Raw genomic sequence first — 22568 nt, 5'->3', positions numbered from 1 at the left:
CAGCTTGGCTTCCTGCGCGGCGTCCAGCGTGGTGATGCCCGGCGCCCAATAGGCGCAGCTATATTGCCGGTGCGGATCGAGGAACAGGTCGTAGAGCCGATCATCAAGGTCATAATGATGGGCGACGTTGCGCTTTGATCGGCGCTCGAAATTGATCCCGTCCCACCACGCCGCCAGCCGCGCCTGCCGCCACAGCGCAAAGCGCACCGGATTGTCGCGTTCCCAGCGCAGATTGTGGGTGACGAGATCGAGCAGGGCAAAGATATCGCCCTGCTCCATGACCAGCCGGCCATCCATGAAGGCCTCGCCCGCGCCGAGCGCCGGATTGAGCGCAATGGCGCGCGCCGTGGCGTTGCTGGCCAAGCGGATATGAACCGGCGCGCGCGTGGCGCTGGGCCTGCCATAGCGCCGCTTGCCGCCGGCCGGATCGATCACGACCAACTCGCCATCCTGCATGAAGCGCTTGAAGAGGCGATCAAACAACCACATGCCGGCAGACTGCCAAAGCTGCCGGCAAGGTCAAGTCAGGGGTATGACGTGGTGTTCAGGCGCGCGCAACACTGACCATCGCCGGGCGCAGCAGGCGATCGCGGATCGTCCAGCCACTGGCCAGTTCGGCCACCACGCTGCCGGCGTCCATGTCGCTTTCCACCTCCAGCATCGCCTGATGGCGATTGGGATCAAGCGGTTCACCGGCGGTGATCTCAATACGGGCAATTCCTTGCCGACCGAAGATCGCCAGCAATTCACGCTCGGTCGCCTCGATGCCGGCGCGGACATTGTCAAAACCATCGGCCGGCAGCGCGGCCACGGCGCGGCGCAGATTTTCGGCCACCGCCAGCATGTCGCGGGCAAAGCCGGTGACAGCATATTGCGTCGCTTCCGCCTTGTCGCGCTCCAGCCGGCGCCGGGTGTTCTCCATGTCTGCCATGGTGCGCAGCACGCGATCCTTCAGATCGGCAATTTCCTGATCCTTGGCCAGCAGCGCTTCGGCCAGATCGATCTCCGAGGCGGCCGCTTCGGGCGCTTCGTTTTCCGGGGTTTCGGTGTTTTCGGTCGTGCCAGAGTTTTCGGTTGTGTCTGTCATGATACCAGTCTGCTCAGGGTTCGGGCGGTGTAATCCACCATGGGGATGACGCGTGCATAGTTCAACCGCGTCGGCCCGATAACCCCCACAACGCCGATCACCTTGCCATCGTTCCCGCGATAGGGTGCGGCAATGACGCTGGACCCCGACAACGAGAACAGGCGCGATTCTGCCCCGATGAAGATGCGCGCTGCCTCTGCCTCGCGGGCGCGGTCGAGCAGGCGGATGAGTTCGGCCTTGTCTTCCAGATCATCCAGCAACTGGCGCACCCGTTCAAGATCCACCGCGTCTTCGACCAGATTGGCCTGGCCGCGCACGATCAGCACGGGGCGGGCCGCCGCATCCGAAGACCAGGCCGCAAGCCCGGCCGCCACTGCCGTCTGCGTCAGCGTATCGAGCATGGCGCGATCACGAGCGATCTCTTGGCTCATGCGCGCCGTGGCTTCGGCCAGCGTCAGCCCGGCCAGCCGCGTGGTGATATAGTTGGCCGCGGCTTCCAGCGAGGCCGGCAGCACGCCCACCGGCAGATCGAGCAGCCGGTTTTCGACACTGCCATCGGCGCCGACCAGCACCACCAGCGCGCGGGTGGGAGACAGCGGCACGAAACTGATCTGGCGGATGACGAGTTCGCGCGCCGGCACCAGCACCAGCCCGGCGCACTGCGACAGGCCCGACAGCGCGGCGGTGGTGCGTGTCAACGCTTCTTCCATTGCCACGCCCGGTGCCAGCCCGGCTTCCAGCGCGGCGCGTTCATCCTGCGACGGTTCGGCGGCCTGCATCATGCCATCAACGAACATCCTGAGGCCTAGCTCGGTCGGCAGCCGCCCGGCGGATGTGTGCGGCGCAGCCAGCAGGCCGAGTTCCTCCAGATCCTGCATCACATTGCGGATCGAGGCCGGCGACAGGCCCAACCCGCCTTTTGAGAGCGTGCGGCTCCCCACCGGCGCACCCGACACCAGATAGGCATCGACAATCTGCCGGAAAATCTCGCGCGCTCGCGTGTTGAGCTCGGCCAGCGCCAAGGTCTGCTGGTTCGTTGGCTGCATAGGCGCAATCTAAGGTGCGAGGGCACGCGGCGCAATGGGCGCTTCCCTTCGGAGCCCCCACGCAATAAGGCCCACCCAACAGCAATCAGGAAAGACACGCCCCATGCGCCCATCAGGCCGCGCCCCCGATCAGATGCGCACCATCGAGATGATCCCCGGCTTTTCAGCCCACGCCGAAGGATCGTGCCTGGTGAAATTCGGCAACACCCATGTGCTGGTGACCGCCAGCGTGGAAGACCGGGTGCCGCCGTGGCTGCGCGGTGGCGGCAAGGGCTGGGTGACGGCCGAATATGGCATGCTGCCGCGCGCCACCCATACCCGCGGCCAGCGCGAAGCCGCCAAGGGCAAACAATCGGGCCGCACCCAGGAAATCCAGCGCCTGATCGGCCGCTCCCTGCGCGCGGTCACCGATCTGGTGCTGCTGGGCGAACGCCAGATCACGCTGGATTGCGACGTGATCCAGGCCGATGGTGGCACTCGGACGGCGGCGATTTCCGGCGCCTGGGTGGCGCTGCGCCTCGCCATCGACGCGATCCACGCCAAGACGCCGCTGTCCGGCGATCCGCTGAGCCTTCAGGTCGCGGCGATTTCGTGCGGGATCTACAATTGCAATCCGGTGCTCGATCTGGATTATATCGAAGACTCGGCGGCCGGCACCGATGCCAATTTCGTGCTGACCAACCAGGCCGGCATCGTGGAAGTGCAAGGCACCGCCGAAGGCGAACCGTTCGACGAGGAAGCGCTGCTGCGCCTGCTGCGCCTGGCCCGCATCGGCTGCAACGAGGTGTTTGCCGCGCAGCTGAAGGCGGTCGGCCGGTGAGGCAGCTGCTGCCGGGCCGGCTGGTGCTGGCCACGCACAATCCCGGCAAGGTGGTGGAACTGGCCGAACTGCTGAACCCGCACGGGCTCGACGTGATATCAGCCGGCGACCTTGGCCTGCCGGAACCGGATGAGACGGAAACGAGCTTCATCGGCAACGCCCGGCTGAAGGCGCTGTCTGCTGCCACGCTCAGCGGCCTGCCGGCGATTGCCGACGATAGCGGCCTGTGCGTCGACGGCCTTGGCGGCGCGCCCGGCATCTACTCGGCGCGTTGGGCCGGGCCGGGCAAGGACTTCTCGGTCGCCATGGCCCGCGTGAACGACGAACTGGGTGACAAGCCCCGCACCGCCCACTTCATCTGCGCGCTGTGCGTGGCCTGGCCCGATGGCCATACCGAAGTGGTGGAAGGCCGGGTGGATGGCACGCTGGTGTGGCCGCCGCGCGGACAGAGCGGCTTTGGCTATGACCCGATGTTCCTGATGGACGGCAAGGCGCAGACCTATGGCGAGATGCCCCGTGCCGACAAGGAAGAAGACAACCACCGCGCCCGGGCCTTCCGGCAGCTGGACGCGCTGTTGCCACCGGTGGCATGACGGACGCACCGCCTGTCGCGCTGTACGTCCACTGGCCGTTCTGCGTCACCAAATGCCCCTATTGCGATTTCAACAGCCATGTCCGCGAGACGGTGGACCAGGCCGCATGGCAGGCCGCCCTCCTCGCCGATCTGGCGTTTGAAGCCGCCCGCCTGCCCGGCCGCCGGCTGGCCAGCATCTTCTTCGGCGGCGGCACCCCCAGCCTGATGCCGCCCGCCACGGTTGCGGCCATCATCGATGCGGCGTGCCAGCATTGGACGCCCGAGCCCGATCTGGAAATCACGCTGGAAGCCAACCCGTCGAGTGTGGAGGCCGGCCGCTTCGCCGGCTTCGCCAGCGCCGGGGTGAACCGGCTGAGCCTTGGCGTGCAGGCCCTCGACGATGCGGCGCTCAAACTGCTTGGCCGCCCGCACGACGTCGCCGCCGCGCTCGCGGCGCTTGATGTCGCGCAAGCCACCTTCGGCAGGGTCAGTTTCGATCTCATCTATGATCGGCCCGGCATGACGCGGGAAAGCTGGCAGGCGGAACTCTTCCGCGCCCTCGGCTTCGGCACCACCCACCTGTCGCTCTACCAGCTCACCATCGAACCCGGCACGCGCTTTGCCGCCCTGCACGCCCGCGGCCAGCTGGTGATGCCCGATGAGGATACCAGCGCCGATCTGTTCGCCATGACGCAAACCATGACCGCGGCGGCAGGCATCCCGGCCTATGAAATCAGCAACCACGCCGCCCCGGGCATGGAGAGCCGCCACAATCTCACCTATTGGCGCTATGGCGATTATGCCGGCATCGGGCCGGGCGCGCACGGTCGCCGCGAAGGCGTTGCCACGCTGCGCCGCAAGAAGCCGGAAGCCTGGCTGGCCGGGGTAACCGAATCTAGCCATGGCATGGAGAGCGAGACGCTCCTGACAGTGGCGGAACGCACCACTGAAGCACTGGTGATGGGGCTGCGCCTAGCCGAAGGGCTGGATGCGGCGCGTTTCGTCGCGCGCTGCGGCACGGCCTTGGCAGACGCGGTGAAGCCGGATGCCGTTGCCCGGCTGGTAGCACAAGGCCTGCTGATCTACGACGCGCGCGGCTTGCGGCTCACGGCCGCCGGCTGGCCGTTGGCCAACGCCGTGCTGGCCGAAATCGCGCATTAGAAGCTGTTCGGCGCCGGCGAAACGGTACCCGTGCCGAGCTGATCCACTTCCAGCGCCCGCTCTGCCACGCCAGATGGGGTAAAGCGGAACGCGCCATCGATGCCGGCAAAGCCATCCCGCGCCAACAGCGCCGCGCGCGGGAACGGCTGGCCCAGCGGCCAGCGTGCCGCCAGGCTGGAGGCAAGCAGCACCGCATCATAGCCTAACGAGGCCAGTCGCGATGGGTTGGTGCTGTGCTTGGCGCGATAGCGCGCCGCCAGGCTGTTGAAGCGCGCATCCGATACGGTGGCATAAAGCGCGCCCTTCAGCGCCGGCACGCGGGCCAGGCCGGGTTCGTTGTTCCACAACTCCGTGCCCAAAATCACCACTTGCCCCGGCGCTGCGCCAAAACGGGCCAGCGGCGTGAGAAAGCGGGCGGCGGCGGCACCCGAATCGGCGATCATCAGCGCCTGAAACGGCACCGGCGCCAACGCCCCGGCCACGCGCGCCACCGTGCCATCGGCGCGGATCTGCGGCTTGCCGCTGGCGCGCACCCGGGCATCATAGTTGGTCACCTGCGCCGCCGCTGCCGCCAGCTTGGCCGGATCGCGGGAATAGGAAACCACCGCCGTCGAACGGCCGCCCGAATCATTCACCGCCTTCACGAACGCCAATTGTGCACGCTGGCCATAGGCGCCCTGCGGCACCAGTGCGGCAAAACGATCAACCCCACGGCTGCGCGCATAACTGATCACGCGCGCAATCGCCTGGCCGGGTTGGAACCCCAGCACAAACACATCGCCGCCGGCCACCCCGGCATCGTTGGAGAAGGACAGGATCGGCACCGGCCGGCCCGCGACGGCCGCCGTCACCGCCGGCACATCGCTGGCCAGCAGCGGCCCAAGGATAAGGCCGGCACCCGCCGCCATCGCCCTGGCTGCGGCCTCGCCAGCGCCGGGCGCGGTGTCAAAGCTGAGCAATTGCATCTGCGGCTTGCCCAGATCGGCCATGGCCAGCGCCGCGGCGTTGGCAATGGATTCACCCAGCGCCGCATTGGGACCGGTGAGCGGCACCAGCAGCGCCACCTTGTTCAGCCGCGCTTCCGGCAGCGGCGCCGGTTTGGGCGCGACAACCGTGGGCGGCGGCGGCGCTGCCACCACGGGCGATGCCTTTTTCGGCGTCGAACAGGCTGCCACCAGCAGGCCCAGGCCGATCACACCTGCCCGAACCACTTGCCAGCCGCTTCCAACCCGGCTCTTGATAGCCATGTGAACCCGCACCCTTCTTTCGATCCCGACGCCCTGCCTGAAACAGCGCTTGCGCCGGGGCTTTATATCGTTGCGACGCCGATCGGCAATCTCATGGACATCACCGCCCGCGCCCTGCTGGTGCTGGCCCGCGCCAGCTTGATCGCCTGCGAGGATACACGGGTCACCGGCAAACTGCTTGGACATTTCGGCATCAAGACAAAGATGCTGCCTTATCATGATCATAACGCCGCACGCGCCCGGCCGGGCCTGATCATGCGGGCGCTTGCAGAGCCGGTGGCGCTGGTCTCCGATGCCGGCACACCGCTGATTTCCGATCCGGGTTACAAATTGGTCGCCGAAGCCCGCGCGGCAGGGGTGAATGTGGTGACGGTGCCCGGCGCATCGGCGGTGATTGCCGCGCTATCCATCGCTGGGCTGCCCACCGATCGTTTCCTGTTCGCCGGCTTCCTGCCTGCCAAGGAAAAGGCCAAGGCCGATGTGATCGCCGAACTGGCAAACGTGCCGGCAACGCTGGCTTTCTACGAATCCGGCCCGCGTCTGGCCGTCACGCTGGCGGCACTGCACGCCGGGTTGGGGGATCGCCCGGCCGCCGTTGGCCGCGAACTCACCAAGAAGTTCGAGGAGATGGTGACCAGCACGCTTTCCGAACTCACCACGCGCTGGGCGGATGCGCCGCCCAAGGGCGAGATTGTCGTGCTCGTCGGCCCGCCGCTGCCGCCGCCGGCCGCCAGCGCCGACGATCTTGATTCGGCGCTGCATGCCGCCTTGGCGACAATGCGGGTGAAGGATGCGGCCAAGGCGGTGGCCGACCGGCTGGGCATGTCGAAAACCGATGTCTATGCCCGTGCCCTGGCCCTGAAAGATGGTTGACCGGCAGCGTCAGGCCAATGAGCGGCGGGGCCGGCTGGCCGAGCATGTCGCTGCCATCTGGTTGATTGCAAAAGGCTATCGCCTGATTGGCCGCCGCCTGAAAACGCCCGGCGGGGAGATTGATCTGCTGCTGCGCCGCCGTGATGCGCTGGTGTTTGTGGAGGTGAAAGCGCGGCCCACTCTCGACTCCGGCGTGGCGGCGCTGCATCGTGACCAGGCGCGGCGTTGCCAGGCGGCCGCTCGCTGGCTGGCAACACGCTATGGCTGGCCGGGCGCGGTGATCAGGCACGACGCGGTGGTGATAACGCCGTGGGCACGGCCCCGGCACTTGATCGCCATCTGGCGGGAAGAGATGTGATGTTACTGGCAACAATCGGCCTGATGGATGATGCCGATATCGACGTGATCGAGGCCGGCATTGCGCTCAGCCTTGCCGATACTCCCAATTCTTCTCGTCAGGGCGCTGATGCCGACAAATTGCGTCGGCTGATGACGGGCTGGGCCGTCAACCTGCAACGCGATCTGGCGCCGTCCACCGCCAAGGGCCGGGCCTTGCGGCTGGCCAGCCTGATCGCTGGTGAAGCCGGGCTAACTGGCGACACCGAGGATTATGACAATCTCTTGAATGCCGATCTGGTGGCGGTGGCCAGCCGTGGCCGCGGCCTGCCGATCACGCTGTCGATCCTGTATGTCGCCCTGGCCCGGCGCATTGGCTGGCGGGCCGATGCACTGGCCCTGCCCGGCCATGTGCTGGTGGAAGTGCAGGGCAGTGGTGAATCGGCGCTGCTCGATCCGTTCGATCACGGCATCAGCGTGACGGCGGCCCGCGCCGCCGATATGGCCCGTCAGGCCGGCGGCGCGCCGATCGTGGGCGGATTTCCGGCGATGAGCAATCGCCAGATGCTGGTGCGCATGGTCTCCAACCAGGCCAGCCGCGCGCGCATGAATGGCGATATCGGGCGGGCGCTGACCCTCTATGAACGGCTCACCACCGTCGCACCGGATCAGGCCGGCCTGTGGTGGGAGCGCGCCCGGCTGGAACAGCGCATCGGCCGCCTGGCCGCCGCCCGCGCCAGCCTGACCGCCATGCTGGAAACCACCCACGACGCCCAGGTGGGCGAACGTATCCGCACCACGCTCGCCACGCTGGCGCGTTCCGACAATTGAAAAGGCTTGCCCAATGACCATGCGCGTCGCGGTTCAGATGGACCCGATCGAAACCATCAATATCGGCGGCGATTCCAGTTTCGCCCTGATGCTGGAAGCCCAGGCGCGCGGCGCCACGCTGCTCCATTATCTGGCCGGTGATCTTTCGGCCGAAAACGGCCGGGTGCGCGCCAAGGCCAGACCGCTGAAGGTGAAGAATGAAGCCGGCGCCCATTATGAATGGCTCGGCGAGGCGCGCACCGTCGACATTGGTGACGAAGCCGATGTGGTGCTGATGCGGCAGGATCCGCCATTCGACATGGGCTATATCACCGCCACGCACCTTTTGGAGCAGATCCAGGACCGGGTGCTGGTGGTCAACGATCCAGCCGAGGTGCGCAACGCGCCGGAAAAATTGTTCGTGCTGCGCTTCCCCGATCTGATGCCGGCGACATTGGTGACCAAGAGCCTGGAAGAAGCCATGGACTTCCGCGCCCGCCACGGCGCCATCGTGGTCAAGCCGCTTTATGGCAACGCCGGCACCGCCGTGTTCCTGATCGACAAGACCGATGGCAATCTGCCGGCACTGGTAGAACTGTTCGGCAGCGTGTGGCGCGAGCCGTTCATGGTGCAGGCCTTCCTGCCCAGCGTATCCGAAGGCGACAAGCGCATCGTGCTGGTGGATGGCGAACCGGCCGGCGCCATCAACCGCCTGCCGAAAAAGGGGGAAATCCGTTCCAACCTTGCCGCCGGCGGCAGCGCCCAGCCGACCGAACTGACGGCGCGGGAACAGGAAATCTGCGCGCGGCTCGGCCCGGAGCTGAAAAAGCGCGGGCTGATCTTCGTCGGCATCGACGTGATCGGGGGATACCTGACCGAGATCAACGTCACCTCCCCCACCGGCATCCGCGCCATCGACCGGTTCAACGGCACCGACACGCCGGCGCGCATCTGGGATGCGATCAAGGCCAGGCTCGACGCCAAGGCCTGAAAAGGCGGGCTTGACGTTTCGATAATTGTCGAATATTTCGATGATTGTCGAAAGGACTCAGGATGGACTCAACGCTCGCCGTGCCGGCGCTTGCCGCCCTTGCCCATGAACGGCGCCTGGCGCTGTTCCGGGCGTTGGTGGTGGCCGGGCCAGATGGCCTGTCGGCCGGGGCGATCGCGCGGGCGCTGGATGTGCCGCCCTCCAGCCTTTCGCATCACCTGGGGTTGCTGGAACAGGCGGGACTGGTGACCGTCCGCCGCGCCGGCCGCAGCCTCATCTATGCGGCGGATTTCGCCGCGATGCGGGCACTCATCGGTTTCCTGACCGAAGATTGCTGCCAGGGCCTTGCCCCAGAAACCGCCTGCACAACTGGAGACTGCGTATGAAGCGTTTGCACGTGCACGTGGGCGTGACCGATCTCGTCCAGTCCATCGCCTTTTACACCAACCTGTTCGGCACCGGGCCAACACTGGTGCGCGATGATTATGCCAAGTGGATGCTGGACGATCCGCGCGTCAATTTCGCCATCAGCCAAGGCCACGCCGCGCCGGGGATCGAGCATCTGGGCATCCAGGCCGAAACCACTGAAGAACTGGCCGAAGTCACTGCCCGGCTGAACAGCGCATCTGCGCCGGTGCTGGCCGAAGGCGAAACGACCTGCTGCTATGCAAGGTCCGAGAAAAGCTGGACCGCCGATCCGCAGGGCGTCGTGTGGGAAGCCTTCCACACCATGGCCGAAGCCCGCACCTATGGCAGCAGCCCGATGCTGGACACGCTGGCGGCGATGGCCCCGGCTGCAAAGGCCAGTGGCAGCGGTTGCTGTTAATCCTTGGGCTTCGGCGCCTTGCCGGGCGGGCCGGCAACGCGTTCCCAGCTGCCAAAGCCGCAGCCGCCGAAATTGACACCGCCCAGGTTGAAATCGATCACCTGCACGATATCACCGCGGCACTGGCTGCCGATCGGGCTGCTGTGCACTAGCGCACGGCGCGGTTGCAGGGTGGGGCATTCCATGGTGTTGCGCCACCAGCGGCCATCGCGCAGCCGGGCATACCATTTGCCATCAGGGGCGGCCTGCGCCTGCAGGATGCTGCGGGTCTGCAGACAATCCCTGGTCTCGGCCTTGAATTCGGCTGGCTTGGCGGGCGGATCGTCGCCGGCCAGTGCCGGGGCTGCCGCGACCAGCGCGGCGAGGAGGAGCGCGGTTCTGATCATGCGTCCCTGATGCCCTCCGCTCGCTGTATCCATGCTGAATGCCTCACCCCCTGAATGCGTCCTTGGCGGCCCGCCGCCGCGCCAGCTCGGCCACGCTGCCGGCGCGCACGAACGGGTTGGTCGCGGCTTCCATGGCCAGGCTGAACGGCACGGTGGGATCGCCGCGCTCACGCAGCCGGTCCACGGCTTCGGCGCGCCGCACCAGCGCGTCATTCTCCGGCTCCACCGTCAGGGCAAAGCGCGCGTTGGATTGGGTATATTCATGCGCGCAATACACCAGCGTGCGCGGCGGCAACGCCATGAACTTGGCCAAGGCTGCGTGCATCTGCTCAGCCGTGCCTTCGAACAGCCGGCCGCAGCCCATGGCAAACAGCGTGTCGCCGCAGAACAGCGCCCCGTCAAAGGCATAGGCATTGTGGCCCGCCGTGTGCGCCGGGCAATCGATGACGCGGCCGATGCTGCTGCCGATCTGCACCGTATCGCCTTCCACCACGGCGCGGCTGATGTGCGGTATCTTGGCGGCTTCGGCCTGAGGGCCGGTGACTTTCGCGCCGGTGGCGGCCACGATATCGGCATTGCCGCCCACATGATCGGGGTGCCAGTGGGTGTTCAAGATCTGAGTGATCTTCCAACCCCGGCTGGTCGCGGCTTCCAGCACCGGGCCAGCAACCGCGGGATCGATCACCGCTGTCTCACCGCTGGCGGCATCATGGGCCAGCCAGACATAATTGTCATGCAGCACCGATACGCCAACGATGTCGAGCATCTCACCAGCTCCCGATGTTAGGCGCCGACGCCCAGGGCTCCGCCGCTGGCAGCGCCGGGCCGGCCTGCAGCAGTTCCACCGAAATCCCGTCCGGCGATTTCACGAACGCCATGCGGCCATCGCGCGGCGGCCGGTTGATCGTCACGCCGCCGTCCATCAGGCGCTGGCACGCCGCATAGATATCATCCACCGCATAGGCGAGATGGCCGAAATTGCGCCCGCCGGTATAGCCGCTCTCATCCCAATTATGGGTCAGCTCGACCTGGGCATCTTCATCGCCGGGTGCAGCCAGGAAGATCAGACTGAAGCGCCCGGCCTCGTTGTCGATGCGGCGCAGTTCCTTCAGGCCCAACAGTTCGAAGAAGCGCAGCGTTTCCGCCACGTCCGACACGCGGATCATGGTGTGGAGATATTTCATTTGAGCACGCGTCCTTCAAAGGCTTCGAACAGAGCTACCACGGCATCCGGCACCGGCGTCGGCCGACCGCGCGGTTCATCCACATGAACCTGCACTTCGGTGCCGCTGGCGCGCAGATCCTCGCCCCCTGGCCCGTTGGCCAGCCCATGCACTTCAAACGCGAATGTCAGCGAGGTGCGCCCGACCTTCTCGCAGCGCACGCAAATCGCCATTTCCTCGTCGAGCAGGATTGGGGCGTGATAGACGACCTCGGCCTTCACCACGTGCAGTTCGGGCGCGCCCTGCAGATTGGGCTCGGGATAAAGGCCGGCAGCGCGAAAATATTCGGTGATGCCGATATCGAAATATTCGAGGTAGCGGCTGTTGAACACCACTGCCTGCGCGTCGACTTCGGCGTAGCGGGCGCGGGCGGACCAGGCGAAACGATAATCGGAGCGAGCCATCAGCGCGGTGTAGCAGGCAGCGCCCCATCCGTCAGTGGTTTTTCAGGCAGGGCGGCGTTCATGCGACCAAGCGCGGCAGCGGCTGCCTGCCCCGCCGGCGTATCGGGCGCGTCGGCAGCCGCCGCTTCCCAAGCCTGACGGGCCAGCGCCGTGTCGCCCTTGGCCGAAGCGATATTGCCGGCTTCCAGTTCGACATCGGCGGAGTCCGGTGCCAGCGCAGCAGCCTTCAGCAGCGCGGCTTCGGCAGTGACCAGATCGCCGCCGCGCCGCGCCAGCGTCGCCTTCAACAACCATGGCGTGAAATATTCCGGCGAAAGCGTGGTGGCGCGGGTAAGATCGGCCATCGCCAGATCGGGCTTGCCGGCTGCCACCTGCGCTTCGGCGCGGGTGGTGAGCAGATCAGCTTCGGCGCGCGGGCTGAGTTCGGCGCCGCCCGGCCGGGCCAGTGCACGGGTGAGGAAGCGCACCGCGTCGGCGGGCTGCTCGGCGATCATCGCCGCGTCTGCCGCCTGCCGCCACAGCGCGATGGCCTGGCCGTCGCGGGCGGACTCGCTGGCTTCGCCGGCCGCCTCATAATTTTTCAGCGCCGCCTCGTGGTGCCGGGCGTGCATCTGGGCCACGGCCAGGCAATGGCGTGGTGCCACGCCGCCGCCTTCGATGCGCCAAGCATAAGCCATCTGCATGGCGCGCGCCGGATCCTTGGCGGCCAGTTCGATACAGGCGGCATAGCGCGTTGGGTCAGACGGCGCAGCCAGGGCCGGGGCGGCAACCAGCAGGGCCAAGGCAGCCAGATGCTTCAAAGCAGTTCCTCAACAGTGGCGATCAACGTGGCGATATCGGTCTCGCGGCTGAGCCGATGATCACCATCCTTGATGAGCCGCACCTGAACTTCCGCACTCTGCAGCCGCGCCGCGACGTCGAGCGACAGGCGCCACGGCACCGCATCATCACGCTGGCCGTGCAGCAGCCGCACCGGGGCGGTGATGCCGATCTGGCCATCGAGCAACAAATGGGTCCGCGCATCATCGATGAGGGTGCGGGAATAGCGATAGGGTTCACCATAATCGGATGGGCAGGTGAAATAGCCTTGCGCCTCCAGCTGCCGCCGCTCGGCCTCGCCCAGCTTGAGCCCCCAAACGGTGAAATCCGGCGCCGCCGCCACGCCCACCAGCCCGGCCAGCCGACCCGTCAGCGCCCGGCCCGCCAGCAAGGCGATCCAGCCGCCCATCGAGCTTCCGACCAGCAGCACCTTGCCCGCCGGCCAGACATGATTGACCAGCGCCAGCACATCATCGGTCCAGCGGCCGATACTGCCATCAAGGAACTCGCCGCTGCTGGCCCCGCAGCCGGAATAATCCAGGCGCAGAAATGCCTGGCCCTTGGCGCGCGCCCAATCGCTCAGCGCTTCGGCCTTCGATCCGGTCATGTCGCTCATGTAACCGGGCAGGAATACGACGAGCGGCCCTACCCCCGGCGTGAAGCGATAGGCAAGGCTGGCGCCGTTATGGGAAAGGCTGCTCATGCCATGCCGCATAAGCCAAGCATCACCTCGTTACCAGCCGGCGGCCTGGCCATCCTTGCGGTGATCGGAACCGGCACGATAGACCGGCTTGCCATCCTTGTCCTTCTCGATGCGGATCGCCTGATAGCCGCCCATCGCTCCGCTGCTGGGCGTGCCCAGCCGGTGGCCCATTGCCTTCAGATCGGCCCCCACCAGCGCATCCAGCGCCGGCTCCAGCGTGAGTTGGTCAGACACCTGACCATGGCGGAAACGCGCCATGTCGGTCGCCATCTGCACATTGGCGTCCAGATCGAGCATGTTGACCAGCACCTGGCCGTGCCCTTGTGCCTGCATGTCACCGCCCATCAGCAGCAGCGACAGCAGAGGCGCGCCATCCTTCAGCACGAAACCGGCCGCCAGCGTGTGATAGGGCCGCTTGCCCGGCGCGATGATGTTTGGGCTGGCCGGATCGAGGCTGAATTGCACGCCGCGGTTGTGCAGGATCAGGCCATAATCCTTTACGGTGAGCCCCGATCCCCACACCGAAGAGATGGAGTTTACCATCGCCACGACATTGCCCGCAGCATCGGCGGTGGCCAGCACGACGGTATCGCCGCTGCGATCGGCCGGACCGGGTTTGGTGACGGCGGCGCTGGCGGGATCGACCCGGCTGCACAAGGACGCAGCATAGGCCTTCGAGGTCAACCGCTCCACCGGTACCGTGACGAACTTGGGATCGCCGTTCCACGCCGCGAGATCGGCATAGGCCAGTTTCTTGGCCTCGACGAGATAATGCCAAAAGCGCGGATTGGCTGGCCCCAAAGCGGCAAGATCCTGCCCCGGCGACCAGACCGGCACGCAGGCTTCGAGGATGTTGAGCATCTCGAGCGCGCCCCAGCTTTGCGTGGGCGGCGGCAGTTCATAGACATCGTGGCCGCGATAGCGTGTGTGAACCAGATCGACCCACTCACCCTTGTAGCCGGCCAGATCGGCCGCGGTCATGGTGCCGCCCAGCGCGGCCGATTTGGCCAGGATCGCGCGGGCAATGTCGCCCCTGTAAAAGGCATCTGGGCCTTCCTTGCGCAACAGCGCAAAGGCACGGGCGAGGCCGGGATTGCGGAACATCTCGCCCACAGCCGGGCCCTTGCCGCCTGGCGTCCACACCGCCAGCGTATCGGGGTCATGATCGGTGCAGCAGGCTTTCAGCGGGGAGGACCTGGGCAGCGGTGTCCAATCGTCGGCGATCCGCGGGCTGACCGGAAAGCCGTCGCGGGCATAAAATTCGGCATCGGCCAGCACATCGGCAAAGCCCATGCTGCCAAAGCGTTTCAGCGCCGCATCCCAGCCCCACACCGCGCCCGGCACGGTGACGGTGAGGATGCCGGCCGGCGGCATGCCCGAACCCAGCGTCCAGTTCTTGGGATCCTTGCCATAGCCCAGTTCGGCAAAGCGCTGCGGCGTCGCCCCGGTGGGGGCCGGGCCAGCAGCAGCCAGCGCGTGCAGTTTCTTCGACTTGGCGTCCCAGACAAGCATGAACAGATCGCTGGCGATGCCGGTGCTGAACGGTTCGACCACGCCCAGCACCGCCGCCGTCGCCACCGCCGCATCCACCGCATTGCCGCCGCGGCGCAGGATGGCGAGGCCGGCCTGGGTTGCCAGGGGTTGACTGGAGGTGACCATGCCGTTGCGCGCAATCACTTCGGCCCGGCTTTGCGCCGCCCAGCCTTCGGTTCGGCCACCGGCAACGGCGGCGCACGCCGGTTCCGGGCAACGTGCCTCTTGCGCTGCCGCTGGCCACGTCAGGCTGGCCAGCAGGCCCAATCCAATTATCCGCTGCATCATCTCACTTCACCCCCGCATAGCGGCCTCGATTTCGGCGATGCTGCGCGGGATGCCGGCCGACATCCGCTCCGATCCCGCTGCCGTCACCAGATACTGATCCTCGATGCGGATGCCCTGGTTGGCGGACTGGGTGTACAGCCCCGGCTCGATGGTGATCACCGCGCCGGCCGGGATGGGCTTTGAACGGTCGAACGGATCATGCACGTCCAGCCCGACATAATGGCCAAGGCCGTGATAGAATTCATCGATGCGCCCGGCTTTACGGAACACCTCCTTGGCGGCGTCTTCCAGCGCGTCATAAGCCACCCCGGCCTTCAGCTTCGCCTCGGCAGCAGCTTGGGCGGCCAGCACCAGCGCGTAATCGACCCGCTGTGCGGCGCTGAAGCGGCCATTGGCGGGAAAGGTGCGGGTGACATCGCAGGCATAACGCCCCACCGACGCGGCCGCATCGATCAGCACCAGATCACCATCGCGGATCGGCCCGGTTTCGGTGATATAGTGCAGCGACGCCGCGTTGCGCCCGGCCGCCACGATGCTGTTATAGGCCAGGCCGGTGCCGCCTGCGGTGGCAAATCCCTCTTCCAGCACCCGGCGCAACTGGCGCTCGCTCATACCGGGTTTCACACTGCGCATGGCCGCGATATGACCGGCTCGGGTGGCGGCCATCGCCTTTTGCATCAGCTCCAGCTCGCGCGGTTCCTTCACGCTGCGCAGCGCCGTCAACAGGCCGGATTGATCACGAATGCTGGTGCCCGGCACCCGCGCCGCGATCTTGTGATACAGTTCCAGCGTCTCAGGGACCGGCGCATTGGCCGAAACCACCGGCCCCAGGAAATGCAGTTCCTTGGCGCGGGTGGCCAACTGAGTCACCAGCCCGCCCAGCCGGGTGCTGCGCTGCACGCGCTGGATGCCGGTGCGCTGCTCGATCAGGGAACCCAGCGGCAGGCGCTCCACCGTCACGCGCTCCATCTCGACATCGCGCGAGGGCAGGAACAGCCATTCCTTCACCACCGCTTCACCGGGTGCCAGCACCAGAATGGCGCCGGGTTCATCCATGATGCCGGTCAGCCAGGCGAAATCGCCGTTCTGCGTGAACGGGGCCAGCAGCGTGTTGTCGGGCGCGTCGAATGCGGTGGCGCCGTGAATCACCGCCAGGCCGGTCTTCAACTCCGCCATCAGCCGCGCACGGCGGGCGCGATAGACATCGGGCGCAAACGGGCTGGTGCCCAGCGGCGTGCCAAAGCCCGGGCCGGGCAGCAGCTGCGCCTGCGCTCCGGCCAGGGGTGACAGCGACACGGCGGCAGCACCCGCCAGAAATTGCCTGCGACCAAACTGCATGAAAGCCCCCCGATATGCCCTGTTGCAGCAAGGCTGGCAGATCAGGCCAGCGGCGTCCAGCGCTGCCTTGGTTCAGCGTGTCGGCGCGCAGATGGCCTTCAGTGACCGCCAATCAGCATCGCTCATCCCGGCTTCCGCACCCCATTTCACCGCGTCGCCATAGCGGCTGGCGCGTTCACGGGCCGAAGGATGACTGGTACTGAAACCGTCGCCGCCGGCGCTCTGACGCTTGAAGAAATCCGCAGCGCCGCGCGTGGAGATATCGGCAGCCTGCAACAAGGCGATGGCGCCATCGTCGGCTTCGGCTTCGGCGGCCTTGTCACCCTTTTTCAGCACGGTGAGTTCGGCCAGATCGCCGGCATCGCTGCCCAGCGTGCGCGCGATCACCGCCGGGCCGCTGTCACGCAAGATGGCCTGGTTGGCGTGCTGATGGGCAACATGCTCGATCTCGTGGGCGAGCACGGCGGCGATCTCGTCCGGGGACTGCGCCTGCGCAATGATGCCGGCAAACAGCGCGACATGGCCGCCGGGCAAGGCGACGGCGTTGACGTCGGGACTGTTGATCACGCTCACCGTCACCGGTTCGGGCAAGCCTGTTTCGGGCAACAGTTTCGCCGTCAATCGCGCCAGCGCGGCATGGCCGGGCCCGCTGCTGCACTGCGGCCCCAGTTGCGCCAGGTAAGCGCGGCCCATCGCGTCGGTCACCGCGTGCGGAAGCAACGGCGCCGCCAGCACCGCCACCTTGTCCCGCGCCAACCAAAGCCCGGCGGCGATCAGGCCGAGGAGCGCCAGCACGATCACCACGGCCCGCCGCAACGGGTTGGGCGGCGACAGCAACGGCAGATCATGCACCCAGCTGTCGGGCGGCGGCAGCGTATCGAAGCGGATGCGCCAATCCTTGTTGTCGGTGCGGCGCAGATTGAGGCCGTCATCGCGGCGCACGCGAGTGATCGGGATGGCGCTGATATCCGCCTCCACATTGATCACCAGCCGCTTCTCGTGCGCCGTCACCACCACCTCTTCGCGGCGGCCATCGCACAGCAACAGGCCCGAAAGGGGCCGGCTCTTGGCACTGCGGCGGGCGGGCGGCGCTGACATTGGCACTATCACTGCCAAGACATGGGGCTCACTGCAAGTCGCCAAACCGCCGCCCCCTGCAAGCCCGGCGCGCTGAAGGGTGGCGGGGGCCGGCTTTTTTGGCTAAGCGCGGCGGGCCGCTGATTGGGCGGCGCTGTTCGCAATCAAAGGCCACCAATGTCCGACCTCATCACCCTCACGCTTCCCGATGGTTCGCAGCGCCAGGTCACGCGCGGCACCACCGGCGCGGATGTAGCGGCCAGCATTGGCCCGGGCCTGGCCAAGGCTGCGCTCGCAGCCAAGGTTGATGGTGAACTGGTCGACCTCACGCGTCCGATCGAAGCGGATGCGGCTCTCGCGCTGGTGACGGTGCGTGACGAAGCCGATGCGCTGGAACTGGCGCGCCACGATTTCGCGCACGTGCTGGCCGAAGCGGTGCAGGGCCTGTTCCCCGGCACCCAGATCACCTTTGGCCCGTCGACGGACGATGGCTTCTATTATGATTTCGCCCCCGCGCCCGGCCGCGGCCCGTTCACCGAAGATGACCTGCCGGCCATCGAGGAGGCGATGCGCGCGATCATCAAGGCCGACAAGCCGCTGCGCCGCGAAGTGTGGAGCCGCGCGCAACTGATCAGCCGCTGGAAGCAGCAGGGCGAGAATTTCAAGGCCGAATGGGCCGCCGAGCTTCCCGGTGACGAGGATCTGACCGTCTATTGGTCCGGCGATGACTGGCTCGACATGTGCCGCGGGCCGCACCTGCCCTCGACCGGCAAGCTTGATCCGCAGGCCTTCAAGCTGACGCGGGTTTCCGGCGCCTATTGGCGCGGCGATCAGAAGAACGCCATGCTCAGCCGCGTCTATGGCACGGCCTGGCTGAACAAGAAGCAGCTCGACGCGCATCTGCTGCGGCTGGAGGAAGCCGCCAAGCGCGATCACCGCAAGCTGGGCCGCGAGATGGACCTGTTCCACCTGCAGGAAGAAGCCCATGGCAGCGTGTTCTGGCACCCGCGCGGCTTCATCATCTACCGCGAGCTGGAGGCCTATATGCGCCGCCGGCTGGACCCGGCCGGATATCAGGAGGTGAAAACCCCGCAGATCATGGACGCGCGCCAGTGGGAACAATCCGGCCACTGGGGCAAATATCGCGAGAACATGTTCGTCATCCCCGACGAAGTGCCCAACACCGAGGATGAAGGCCCGGTGGTGAGCAACGACGCGCAGTGGATGGCCTTGAAGCCGATGAACTGCCCGGCGCACGTGCTGATCTTCCGCCAGGGCATCAAATCCTACCGCGATCTGCCGCTGCGCATGGCCGAAATGGGCTGCTGCCACCGCAACGAACCGCACGGTGCGCTGCACGGCCTGATGCGCGTGCGCCAGTTCACGCAGGACGACGGCCATATCTTCTGCCGTCAGGATCAGATCGTCGCCGAAATCGCGGCGTTCTGCGATCTGCTCGACGTGGTCTACAAGGATCTGGGCGGGTTCAGCTATGCCATCAAGCTGGCGCTGCGCCCCGAAAAGCGTTTCGGCAGCGATGCGATGTGGGATTGGTCCGAACAGTCGATGCGTGATGCCGTGAAGGCCACCGGCCGCGACAATGCCGATTGGGGCTGGGAGGAACTGCCCGGTGAAGGCGCCTTCTATGCGCCCAAACTGGAATTCCACCTGACCGACGCCATCGGCCGCACCTGGCAGGTCGGCACCATCCAGACCGATACGGTGCTGCCGGAACGGCTCGACGCGTCCTACGTGGGCGAAGACGGCAACCGCCACCGGCCAGTGATGCTGCACCGGGCGATCCTGGGCAGCTATGAACGCTTCATCGGCATCCTGATCGAACATTTCGCCGGCTGGTTCCCGACCTGGCTGGCGCCCTGCCAGGCCGTGGTGGCGACCATCGTTTCGGATGCGGATGACTATGCCGGCACCGTGGCCGACACGCTGCGCAAGGCCGGCATCCGGGTGGAAACCGACCTGCGCAATGAAAAGATCAACCTGAAGGTGCGCGAACACAGCCTGCAGAAAGCGCCCTACATGCTGGTCGTCGGCCGCCGCGAGGCGGAAGAAGGCACGGTGGCGCTGCGCAGCCTGAAGGGCGGCGAGCAAAAGGTGATGCCGTTGGCCGAAGCCGTGGCGCTGATCAAGGCGGACGCCACGCCGCCCGATCTGCGCTGAGCTTTACGGCTTCAACTGCCGCTCCAGATAGTCGGCGGTGGCGGCATTCACTTGGTGCCAGCCGGCGTGGCGCAGGAAATCGTGGATTTCGTTCGGGATGATCAGCTCCTCGAACGCCACGCCGCGCGTGCGCAGTTCGGCGGCCAGCGCGATGGTCTGGTTGATCCGAACGTTGCGATCATCATCGCCGTGGATCAGCAAGGCCGGGCTGCGCCAGCCGGCGATATCGGCAAGCGGCGATGACGTCCACGCCGTCTGCAGCGCCTTGTCGCGGTTGGTGTCGCCATAGCTCTTGATGCCGGGGCCCAGGGTTTCGATCATGGTGCGCGACCAGTCGTGCACGCCGTGGATATCCACCCCGGCCTTGAACACATCGCTGTTGCGCGCCAACGCCTGCGCCGTGAGCAGCCCGCCATAGCTGCCGCCCCAGATGCCGATGCGCGCTGGATCAACATCGGCGCGTGATTGCAGATAACGCGCGCTGCTGATCACATCCTGATATTCACTGGCGCCGCGGGGGCCGCCGGTGGCCGGATGTTGGAAATCCCAGCCATAACCGATGCCGAGCCGATAATTGACCGACAGCACCACGAAGCCGCGGCTGGCCAGATACTGGTTCAGCGCATAGGCGTTGGCATAATAGCGCATGGAGCTGAAGCCGAGCAGCATCTGGCGCGGCGGGCCGCCGTGCACGAACACCACGGCCGGGCGCTTGCCGGTCGCACCTGCCGGACGGAACAACTGGCCGTGGATGGTGGTGCCATCAGGCGCTTTCCAAGTGACTTTTTCCGGCATCACCATGGCGGCCCCGGCGAAATCCGCCGGTGCGGCCTGCCCGGCCAGCGTGGCACAGCGCGACGCGCACCATTGCACCGCCCCGGCATCGCGCGCGCTGGCGGCGATCAGCGCCACGCCATCATTGGTGGCGGCCGGGGTCCATTCCAGCCCGGTGCCGCTGGTAATCGCCCGCACCGGCCCGCCCGAAACGGGAACCGCAAAGACATGGCGGCGGGTGTCGTCATCCGGTGTCGCCCCGGTGTTGGCCGAATAATACAAGGTCGCCCGATCCGGGCTGAGCGCCACATGTTCGACCATGAAGCCATCGCCGGTCAGCCGGGTCGCAGCGCCGCTGCTGGCCGGCACCGTGTAAAGCTGCTGCCAGTTGCTGGTGGCCGACAGGAACACCAGCCGATCGCCGGCCGCCCAGTGCAGATTGGCGCCGCCGGTCACATCGGGGAAGCTGTCGCGCAGGGCCGTGCCGCTGGCCCAGGCCTGCCGCGCCGCACCCGTGGCGGTATCGGCCACCATGATCGCCCACGGCTGCGGCTCGAACGCCAGGAACCGGCCATAACCATCCAGCCCGGTCCATCGCCGGGTGAAGGCGATACGCCGGCCATCAGGCGACCAGGTCGGGCTCCCATCAACACCGCTGGCGGCCTGCATATAAGTGATCGGCTGGGTCGGCCCACCATAGATGCCGATCAGGGCATGCCCTTCGCGGCGCGAGACATAGGCCAGCCGCGTGCCATCGGGTGACCACGCCATATCGGTGATGCGGCCGCGATCGAAGAAGGCCCGCGCGAAATCCTTGCCATCAGCACTCACCGTCCACACCTGGCCGGTCTTTTCGCAGGCAATAATGCCCTTTGCCGAAATGGCCGGGGCATCGCATTCGGCCAATGGCCGCGCCGCCGCGCCCGACAGGTCGGCACGCCATAGCATCACCTTGGGCTCATCCGGGCTGGCGGCGGGATTGGGCGCCAGATTGCCGGTGGCGGGCCAATTGCCGTCATGATCACCGCCGCGCACGAAAACCAGCGAATTGCCATCTGGTGCAAACACCAGCTGAGTCAGTTCCTGGCCGTCATCGGCGCTGAACTGCGTGACCTGCACCGGTTGGCCACCTGCGCCCGTCGCCACCCAAATGTTGCGCACACCCGCCACTTCGCGCACCCAGGCGATGCGTTTTCCATCCGGGCTGGAGACAAGGCCGGAGGTGAAAGGATAGGCCATCGCCCCCTTCAGGCTCATCGGAGCCGCCGCGGCTGGCCCCGCCAGGCCCCACAGCACCACTCCGGCGATCAGCAGCTTGCGCATTGGCGTTCCCCCATTCTGTCGCGATCATGCCGCAAGCCGGCGCAAACACAATCCCCGCCGCTTTTGCCCAACCGCCTCCTGCGCCAATTGCGCCATTGGCGTTGGCGGCCGGCAAGGGATATGGAAGATGTCAGCCGTAGTGGCCTGAAAATGGGGAGACCAAGATGATGCGTGCCGTTCTTGCTGCCGTTCTGGCAACCGCCGTGATCCTGCCGGCCACCGTCGCCACCGCTGGCCCGATCGAGGATCGCAAGGCGATCATGAAGGGCAATGGTCGTGACACCAAGATGGGCGGCGACATGCTGAAGGGTGTCGCACCGTTTGATGCCGCCACCGCCAACAAGATCCTCGCCAACTATGCCGCCGCCGCCAAGGCCTTCCCGGCGCATTTCCCGGCCACTTCCAAGACCGGCGGCGAAACCGAAGCGTCGTCGGCGATCTGGTCGATGCCGGCGGACTGGAAGATCGCCACCGACAAGTTCCAGAAGGACACGGCCGCCGCCGTCGCCCTGAAGCCCACCGACGCCGCTGGCTTCGGCAAGGCGTTCGGCATGGTCACCGCCAATTGCAAGAGCTGCCACGAAGGCTTCCGCATCAAGAAGAGCTGAGATGAAGCGGCTGCTGGCAGGGCTGGCCGGGCTGACGCTGCTGGGCGCGCTGGCGGGCTGGTTCGTCACCGCGCCGCAGCCGCTCACCGAGTCTGAACGGGCGCAGCGTCCGGGCGATCCCGCCCGCGGCGCCCGCCTGTTCC

25 protein-coding genes are annotated in these 22568 nt (G+C 66.5%); 11 read left to right on the top strand and 14 right to left on the bottom strand.

The annotated features are described in order from the left end of the window. The 3 genes from RT662_RS14145 to hrcA all read right to left on the bottom strand — a co-directional run. Positions 1 to 489, bottom strand: a 489-nt coding sequence (locus RT662_RS14145) for a class I SAM-dependent methyltransferase (RefSeq protein ID WP_313671339.1), incomplete at its 3' end; no start/stop codon positions are given. 55 nt (positions 490 to 544) lie between these two features. Beyond that, on the bottom strand, positions 545 to 1087 hold the full coding sequence (locus tag RT662_RS14140) for a nucleotide exchange factor GrpE (protein ID WP_313671337.1): 543 nt from the start codon (positions 1085 to 1087) through the stop codon (positions 545 to 547). Next, positions 1084 to 2133 (bottom strand): heat-inducible transcriptional repressor HrcA, encoded by a 1050-nt coding sequence (gene hrcA / locus RT662_RS14135; protein WP_273463499.1) that lies wholly within the window; start codon positions 2131 to 2133, stop codon positions 1084 to 1086. Before hrcA ends, RT662_RS14140 begins: the two co-directional genes overlap by 4 nt. 103 nt (positions 2134 to 2236) lie before the next feature. Here hrcA and rph point away from each other — a divergent pair, with 103 nt between their 5' ends. Genes rph through hemW form a run of 3 tightly spaced genes read left to right on the top strand, consistent with a single transcriptional unit; the run spans position 2237 to position 4688 of the window. Next, positions 2237 to 2953 carry a ribonuclease PH gene (gene rph / locus RT662_RS14130; RefSeq protein WP_313671334.1) on the top strand — a complete coding sequence of 239 codons (717 nt, stop codon included), beginning with the start codon at positions 2237 to 2239 and terminating at the stop codon, positions 2951 to 2953. A gap of 5 nt (positions 2954 to 2958) precedes the next feature. Next, on the top strand, positions 2959 to 3546 hold the full coding sequence (rdgB, locus tag RT662_RS14125) for an RdgB/HAM1 family non-canonical purine NTP pyrophosphatase (protein ID WP_313671346.1): 588 nt from the start codon (positions 2959 to 2961) through the stop codon (positions 3544 to 3546). Then, positions 3543 to 4688, top strand: a complete 1146-nt coding sequence (gene hemW, locus RT662_RS14120) for a radical SAM family heme chaperone HemW (protein WP_313671333.1) — start codon at positions 3543 to 3545, stop codon at positions 4686 to 4688. Before rdgB ends, hemW begins: the two co-directional genes overlap by 4 nt. Here the strand turns inward: hemW and RT662_RS14115 are convergent. Then, positions 4685 to 5899: a penicillin-binding protein activator gene (locus RT662_RS14115; protein ID WP_313671332.1), complete on the bottom strand. Its 1215-nt coding sequence runs from the start codon at positions 5897 to 5899 to the stop codon at positions 4685 to 4687. The genes hemW and RT662_RS14115 overlap by 4 nt on opposite strands. 36 nt (positions 5900 to 5935) lie before the next feature. Between RT662_RS14115 and rsmI the strand changes: the two genes are divergently transcribed. The 6 genes from rsmI to RT662_RS14085 all read left to right on the top strand — a co-directional run bounded on the left by rsmI (position 5936) and on the right by RT662_RS14085 (position 9771). Next, entirely contained in the window at positions 5936 to 6808 is an 873-nt protein-coding gene (gene rsmI / locus RT662_RS14110) for a 16S rRNA (cytidine(1402)-2'-O)-methyltransferase (RefSeq protein ID WP_313671331.1), read from the top strand. Then, the gene (locus RT662_RS14105) at positions 6801 to 7166 is read left to right on the top strand and encodes a YraN family protein (protein ID WP_313671329.1); all 366 of its coding nucleotides are present in this window, start codon (positions 6801 to 6803) and stop codon (positions 7164 to 7166) included. The genes rsmI and RT662_RS14105 overlap by 8 nt, the downstream gene beginning before the upstream one ends. Then, entirely contained in the window at positions 7166 to 7975 is an 810-nt protein-coding gene (locus RT662_RS14100; protein ID WP_313671328.1) for a transglutaminase-like domain-containing protein, read from the top strand. Before RT662_RS14105 ends, RT662_RS14100 begins: the two co-directional genes overlap by 1 nt. 13 nt (positions 7976 to 7988) lie before the next feature. Beyond that, a complete protein-coding gene (gene gshB / locus RT662_RS14095; RefSeq protein WP_313671327.1) occupies positions 7989 to 8945 on the top strand; it encodes a glutathione synthase in 957 nt (318 codons plus the stop codon). Positions 8946 to 9007: 62 nt separating this feature from the next. Beyond that, positions 9008 to 9331: a metalloregulator ArsR/SmtB family transcription factor gene (locus RT662_RS14090; protein WP_313671326.1), complete on the top strand. Its 324-nt coding sequence runs from the start codon at positions 9008 to 9010 to the stop codon at positions 9329 to 9331. After that, the gene (locus RT662_RS14085; RefSeq protein WP_313671325.1) at positions 9328 to 9771 is read left to right on the top strand and encodes an ArsI/CadI family heavy metal resistance metalloenzyme; all 444 of its coding nucleotides are present in this window, start codon (positions 9328 to 9330) and stop codon (positions 9769 to 9771) included. Before RT662_RS14090 ends, RT662_RS14085 begins: the two co-directional genes overlap by 4 nt. On the opposite strand, the gene RT662_RS14080 is transcribed toward RT662_RS14085, so the two are convergent. The 9 genes from RT662_RS14080 to RT662_RS14040 all read right to left on the bottom strand — a co-directional run bounded on the left by RT662_RS14080 (position 9768) and on the right by RT662_RS14040 (position 17563). Beyond that, complete coding sequence (locus tag RT662_RS14080) at positions 9768 to 10157, bottom strand: hypothetical protein (RefSeq protein WP_313671324.1); 390 nt, start codon at positions 10155 to 10157, stop codon at positions 9768 to 9770. The two genes, RT662_RS14085 and RT662_RS14080, sit on opposite strands and share 4 nt — an antisense overlap. Positions 10158 to 10200: 43 nt before the next feature. Further along, positions 10201 to 10923, bottom strand: coding sequence for a hydroxyacylglutathione hydrolase (gloB, locus tag RT662_RS14075; RefSeq protein WP_313671323.1), 723 nt, complete (start codon positions 10921 to 10923; stop codon positions 10201 to 10203). Position 10924: 1 nt separating this feature from the next. Further along, the gene (locus tag RT662_RS14070; RefSeq protein WP_313671322.1) at positions 10925 to 11341 is read right to left on the bottom strand and encodes a VOC family protein; all 417 of its coding nucleotides are present in this window, start codon (positions 11339 to 11341) and stop codon (positions 10925 to 10927) included. Further along, entirely contained in the window at positions 11338 to 11784 is a 447-nt protein-coding gene (locus RT662_RS14065) for a thioesterase family protein (protein WP_313671321.1), read from the bottom strand. Before RT662_RS14065 ends, RT662_RS14070 begins: the two co-directional genes overlap by 4 nt. Then, the gene (locus tag RT662_RS14060; RefSeq protein ID WP_313671320.1) at positions 11784 to 12584 is read right to left on the bottom strand and encodes a hypothetical protein; all 801 of its coding nucleotides are present in this window, start codon (positions 12582 to 12584) and stop codon (positions 11784 to 11786) included. The genes RT662_RS14065 and RT662_RS14060 overlap by 1 nt, the downstream gene beginning before the upstream one ends. Next, positions 12581 to 13306 carry an alpha/beta hydrolase gene (locus RT662_RS14055; protein ID WP_313671319.1) on the bottom strand — a complete coding sequence of 242 codons (726 nt, stop codon included), beginning with the start codon at positions 13304 to 13306 and terminating at the stop codon, positions 12581 to 12583. Before RT662_RS14055 ends, RT662_RS14060 begins: the two co-directional genes overlap by 4 nt. Positions 13307 to 13336: 30 nt before the next feature. Beyond that, entirely contained in the window at positions 13337 to 15127 is a 1791-nt protein-coding gene (locus tag RT662_RS14050; RefSeq protein ID WP_313671318.1) for a gamma-glutamyltransferase family protein, read from the bottom strand. Between the two features lie 6 nt (positions 15128 to 15133). Further along, the gene (locus tag RT662_RS14045; RefSeq protein ID WP_313671317.1) at positions 15134 to 16423 is read right to left on the bottom strand and encodes a Xaa-Pro peptidase family protein; all 1290 of its coding nucleotides are present in this window, start codon (positions 16421 to 16423) and stop codon (positions 15134 to 15136) included. A gap of 114 nt (positions 16424 to 16537) precedes the next feature. Next, positions 16538 to 17563: a M48 family metallopeptidase gene (locus RT662_RS14040; RefSeq protein ID WP_313671316.1), complete on the bottom strand. Its 1026-nt coding sequence runs from the start codon at positions 17561 to 17563 to the stop codon at positions 16538 to 16540. Between the two features lie 156 nt (positions 17564 to 17719). Between RT662_RS14040 and thrS the strand changes: the two genes are divergently transcribed. Next, positions 17720 to 19720, top strand: coding sequence for a threonine--tRNA ligase (thrS, locus tag RT662_RS14035; protein ID WP_313671315.1), 2001 nt, complete (start codon positions 17720 to 17722; stop codon positions 19718 to 19720). A 3-nt stretch (positions 19721 to 19723) separates the two neighbouring features. Here the strand turns inward: thrS and RT662_RS14030 are convergent, their stop codons facing one another. Then, on the bottom strand, positions 19724 to 21817 hold the full coding sequence (locus RT662_RS14030) for an alpha/beta fold hydrolase (protein WP_313671314.1): 2094 nt from the start codon (positions 21815 to 21817) through the stop codon (positions 19724 to 19726). Between the two features lie 164 nt (positions 21818 to 21981). Here RT662_RS14030 and RT662_RS14025 point away from each other — a divergent pair, with 164 nt between their 5' ends. Continuing rightward, on the top strand, positions 21982 to 22425 hold the full coding sequence (locus RT662_RS14025; protein WP_313671313.1) for a cytochrome c: 444 nt from the start codon (positions 21982 to 21984) through the stop codon (positions 22423 to 22425). The last annotated feature ends 143 nt before the right edge of the window (positions 22426 to 22568 follow it).

The organism is Sandarakinorhabdus sp. (assembly GCF_032115815.1).
GTDB lineage: Bacteria > Pseudomonadota > Alphaproteobacteria > Sphingomonadales > Sphingomonadaceae > Sandarakinorhabdus.
This window is presented reverse-complemented; position numbering and strand designations above follow the sequence as displayed.

Excerpts from the sequence above, each read along its gene's own strand:
- RT662_RS14030 (WP_313671314.1), bottom strand. The coding sequence starts at position 21,817 with ATGCGCAAGCTGCTGATCGCCGGAGTGGTGCTGTGGGGCCTGGCGGGG.
- hemW (WP_313671333.1), top strand. The coding sequence starts at position 3,543 with ATGACGGACGCACCGCCTGTCGCGCTGTACGTCCACTGGCCGTTCTGC.
- thrS (WP_313671315.1), top strand. The coding sequence starts at position 17,720 with ATGTCCGACCTCATCACCCTCACGCTTCCCGATGGTTCGCAGCGCCAG.
- RT662_RS14090 (WP_313671326.1), top strand. The coding sequence starts at position 9,008 with ATGGACTCAACGCTCGCCGTGCCGGCGCTTGCCGCCCTTGCCCATGAA.
- RT662_RS14140 (WP_313671337.1), bottom strand. The coding sequence starts at position 1,087 with ATGACAGACACAACCGAAAACTCTGGCACGACCGAAAACACCGAAACC.
- RT662_RS14100 (WP_313671328.1), top strand. The coding sequence starts at position 7,166 with ATGTTACTGGCAACAATCGGCCTGATGGATGATGCCGATATCGACGTG.
- gshB (WP_313671327.1), top strand. The coding sequence starts at position 7,989 with ATGACCATGCGCGTCGCGGTTCAGATGGACCCGATCGAAACCATCAAT.
- hrcA (WP_273463499.1), bottom strand. The coding sequence starts at position 2,133 with ATGCAGCCAACGAACCAGCAGACCTTGGCGCTGGCCGAGCTCAACACG.
- RT662_RS14025 (WP_313671313.1), top strand. The coding sequence starts at position 21,982 with ATGATGCGTGCCGTTCTTGCTGCCGTTCTGGCAACCGCCGTGATCCTG.
- RT662_RS14055 (WP_313671319.1), bottom strand. The coding sequence starts at position 13,306 with ATGAGCAGCCTTTCCCATAACGGCGCCAGCCTTGCCTATCGCTTCACG.
- RT662_RS14040 (WP_313671316.1), bottom strand. The coding sequence starts at position 17,563 with ATGTCAGCGCCGCCCGCCCGCCGCAGTGCCAAGAGCCGGCCCCTTTCG.
- rph (WP_313671334.1), top strand. The coding sequence starts at position 2,237 with ATGCGCCCATCAGGCCGCGCCCCCGATCAGATGCGCACCATCGAGATG.
- RT662_RS14085 (WP_313671325.1), top strand. The coding sequence starts at position 9,328 with ATGAAGCGTTTGCACGTGCACGTGGGCGTGACCGATCTCGTCCAGTCC.
- gloB (WP_313671323.1), bottom strand. The coding sequence starts at position 10,923 with ATGCTCGACATCGTTGGCGTATCGGTGCTGCATGACAATTATGTCTGG.
- RT662_RS14050 (WP_313671318.1), bottom strand. The coding sequence starts at position 15,127 with ATGATGCAGCGGATAATTGGATTGGGCCTGCTGGCCAGCCTGACGTGG.
- RT662_RS14105 (WP_313671329.1), top strand. The coding sequence starts at position 6,801 with ATGGTTGACCGGCAGCGTCAGGCCAATGAGCGGCGGGGCCGGCTGGCC.
- RT662_RS14070 (WP_313671322.1), bottom strand. The coding sequence starts at position 11,341 with ATGAAATATCTCCACACCATGATCCGCGTGTCGGACGTGGCGGAAACG.
- RT662_RS14080 (WP_313671324.1), bottom strand. The coding sequence starts at position 10,157 with ATGATCAGAACCGCGCTCCTCCTCGCCGCGCTGGTCGCGGCAGCCCCG.
- RT662_RS14065 (WP_313671321.1), bottom strand. The coding sequence starts at position 11,784 with ATGGCTCGCTCCGATTATCGTTTCGCCTGGTCCGCCCGCGCCCGCTAC.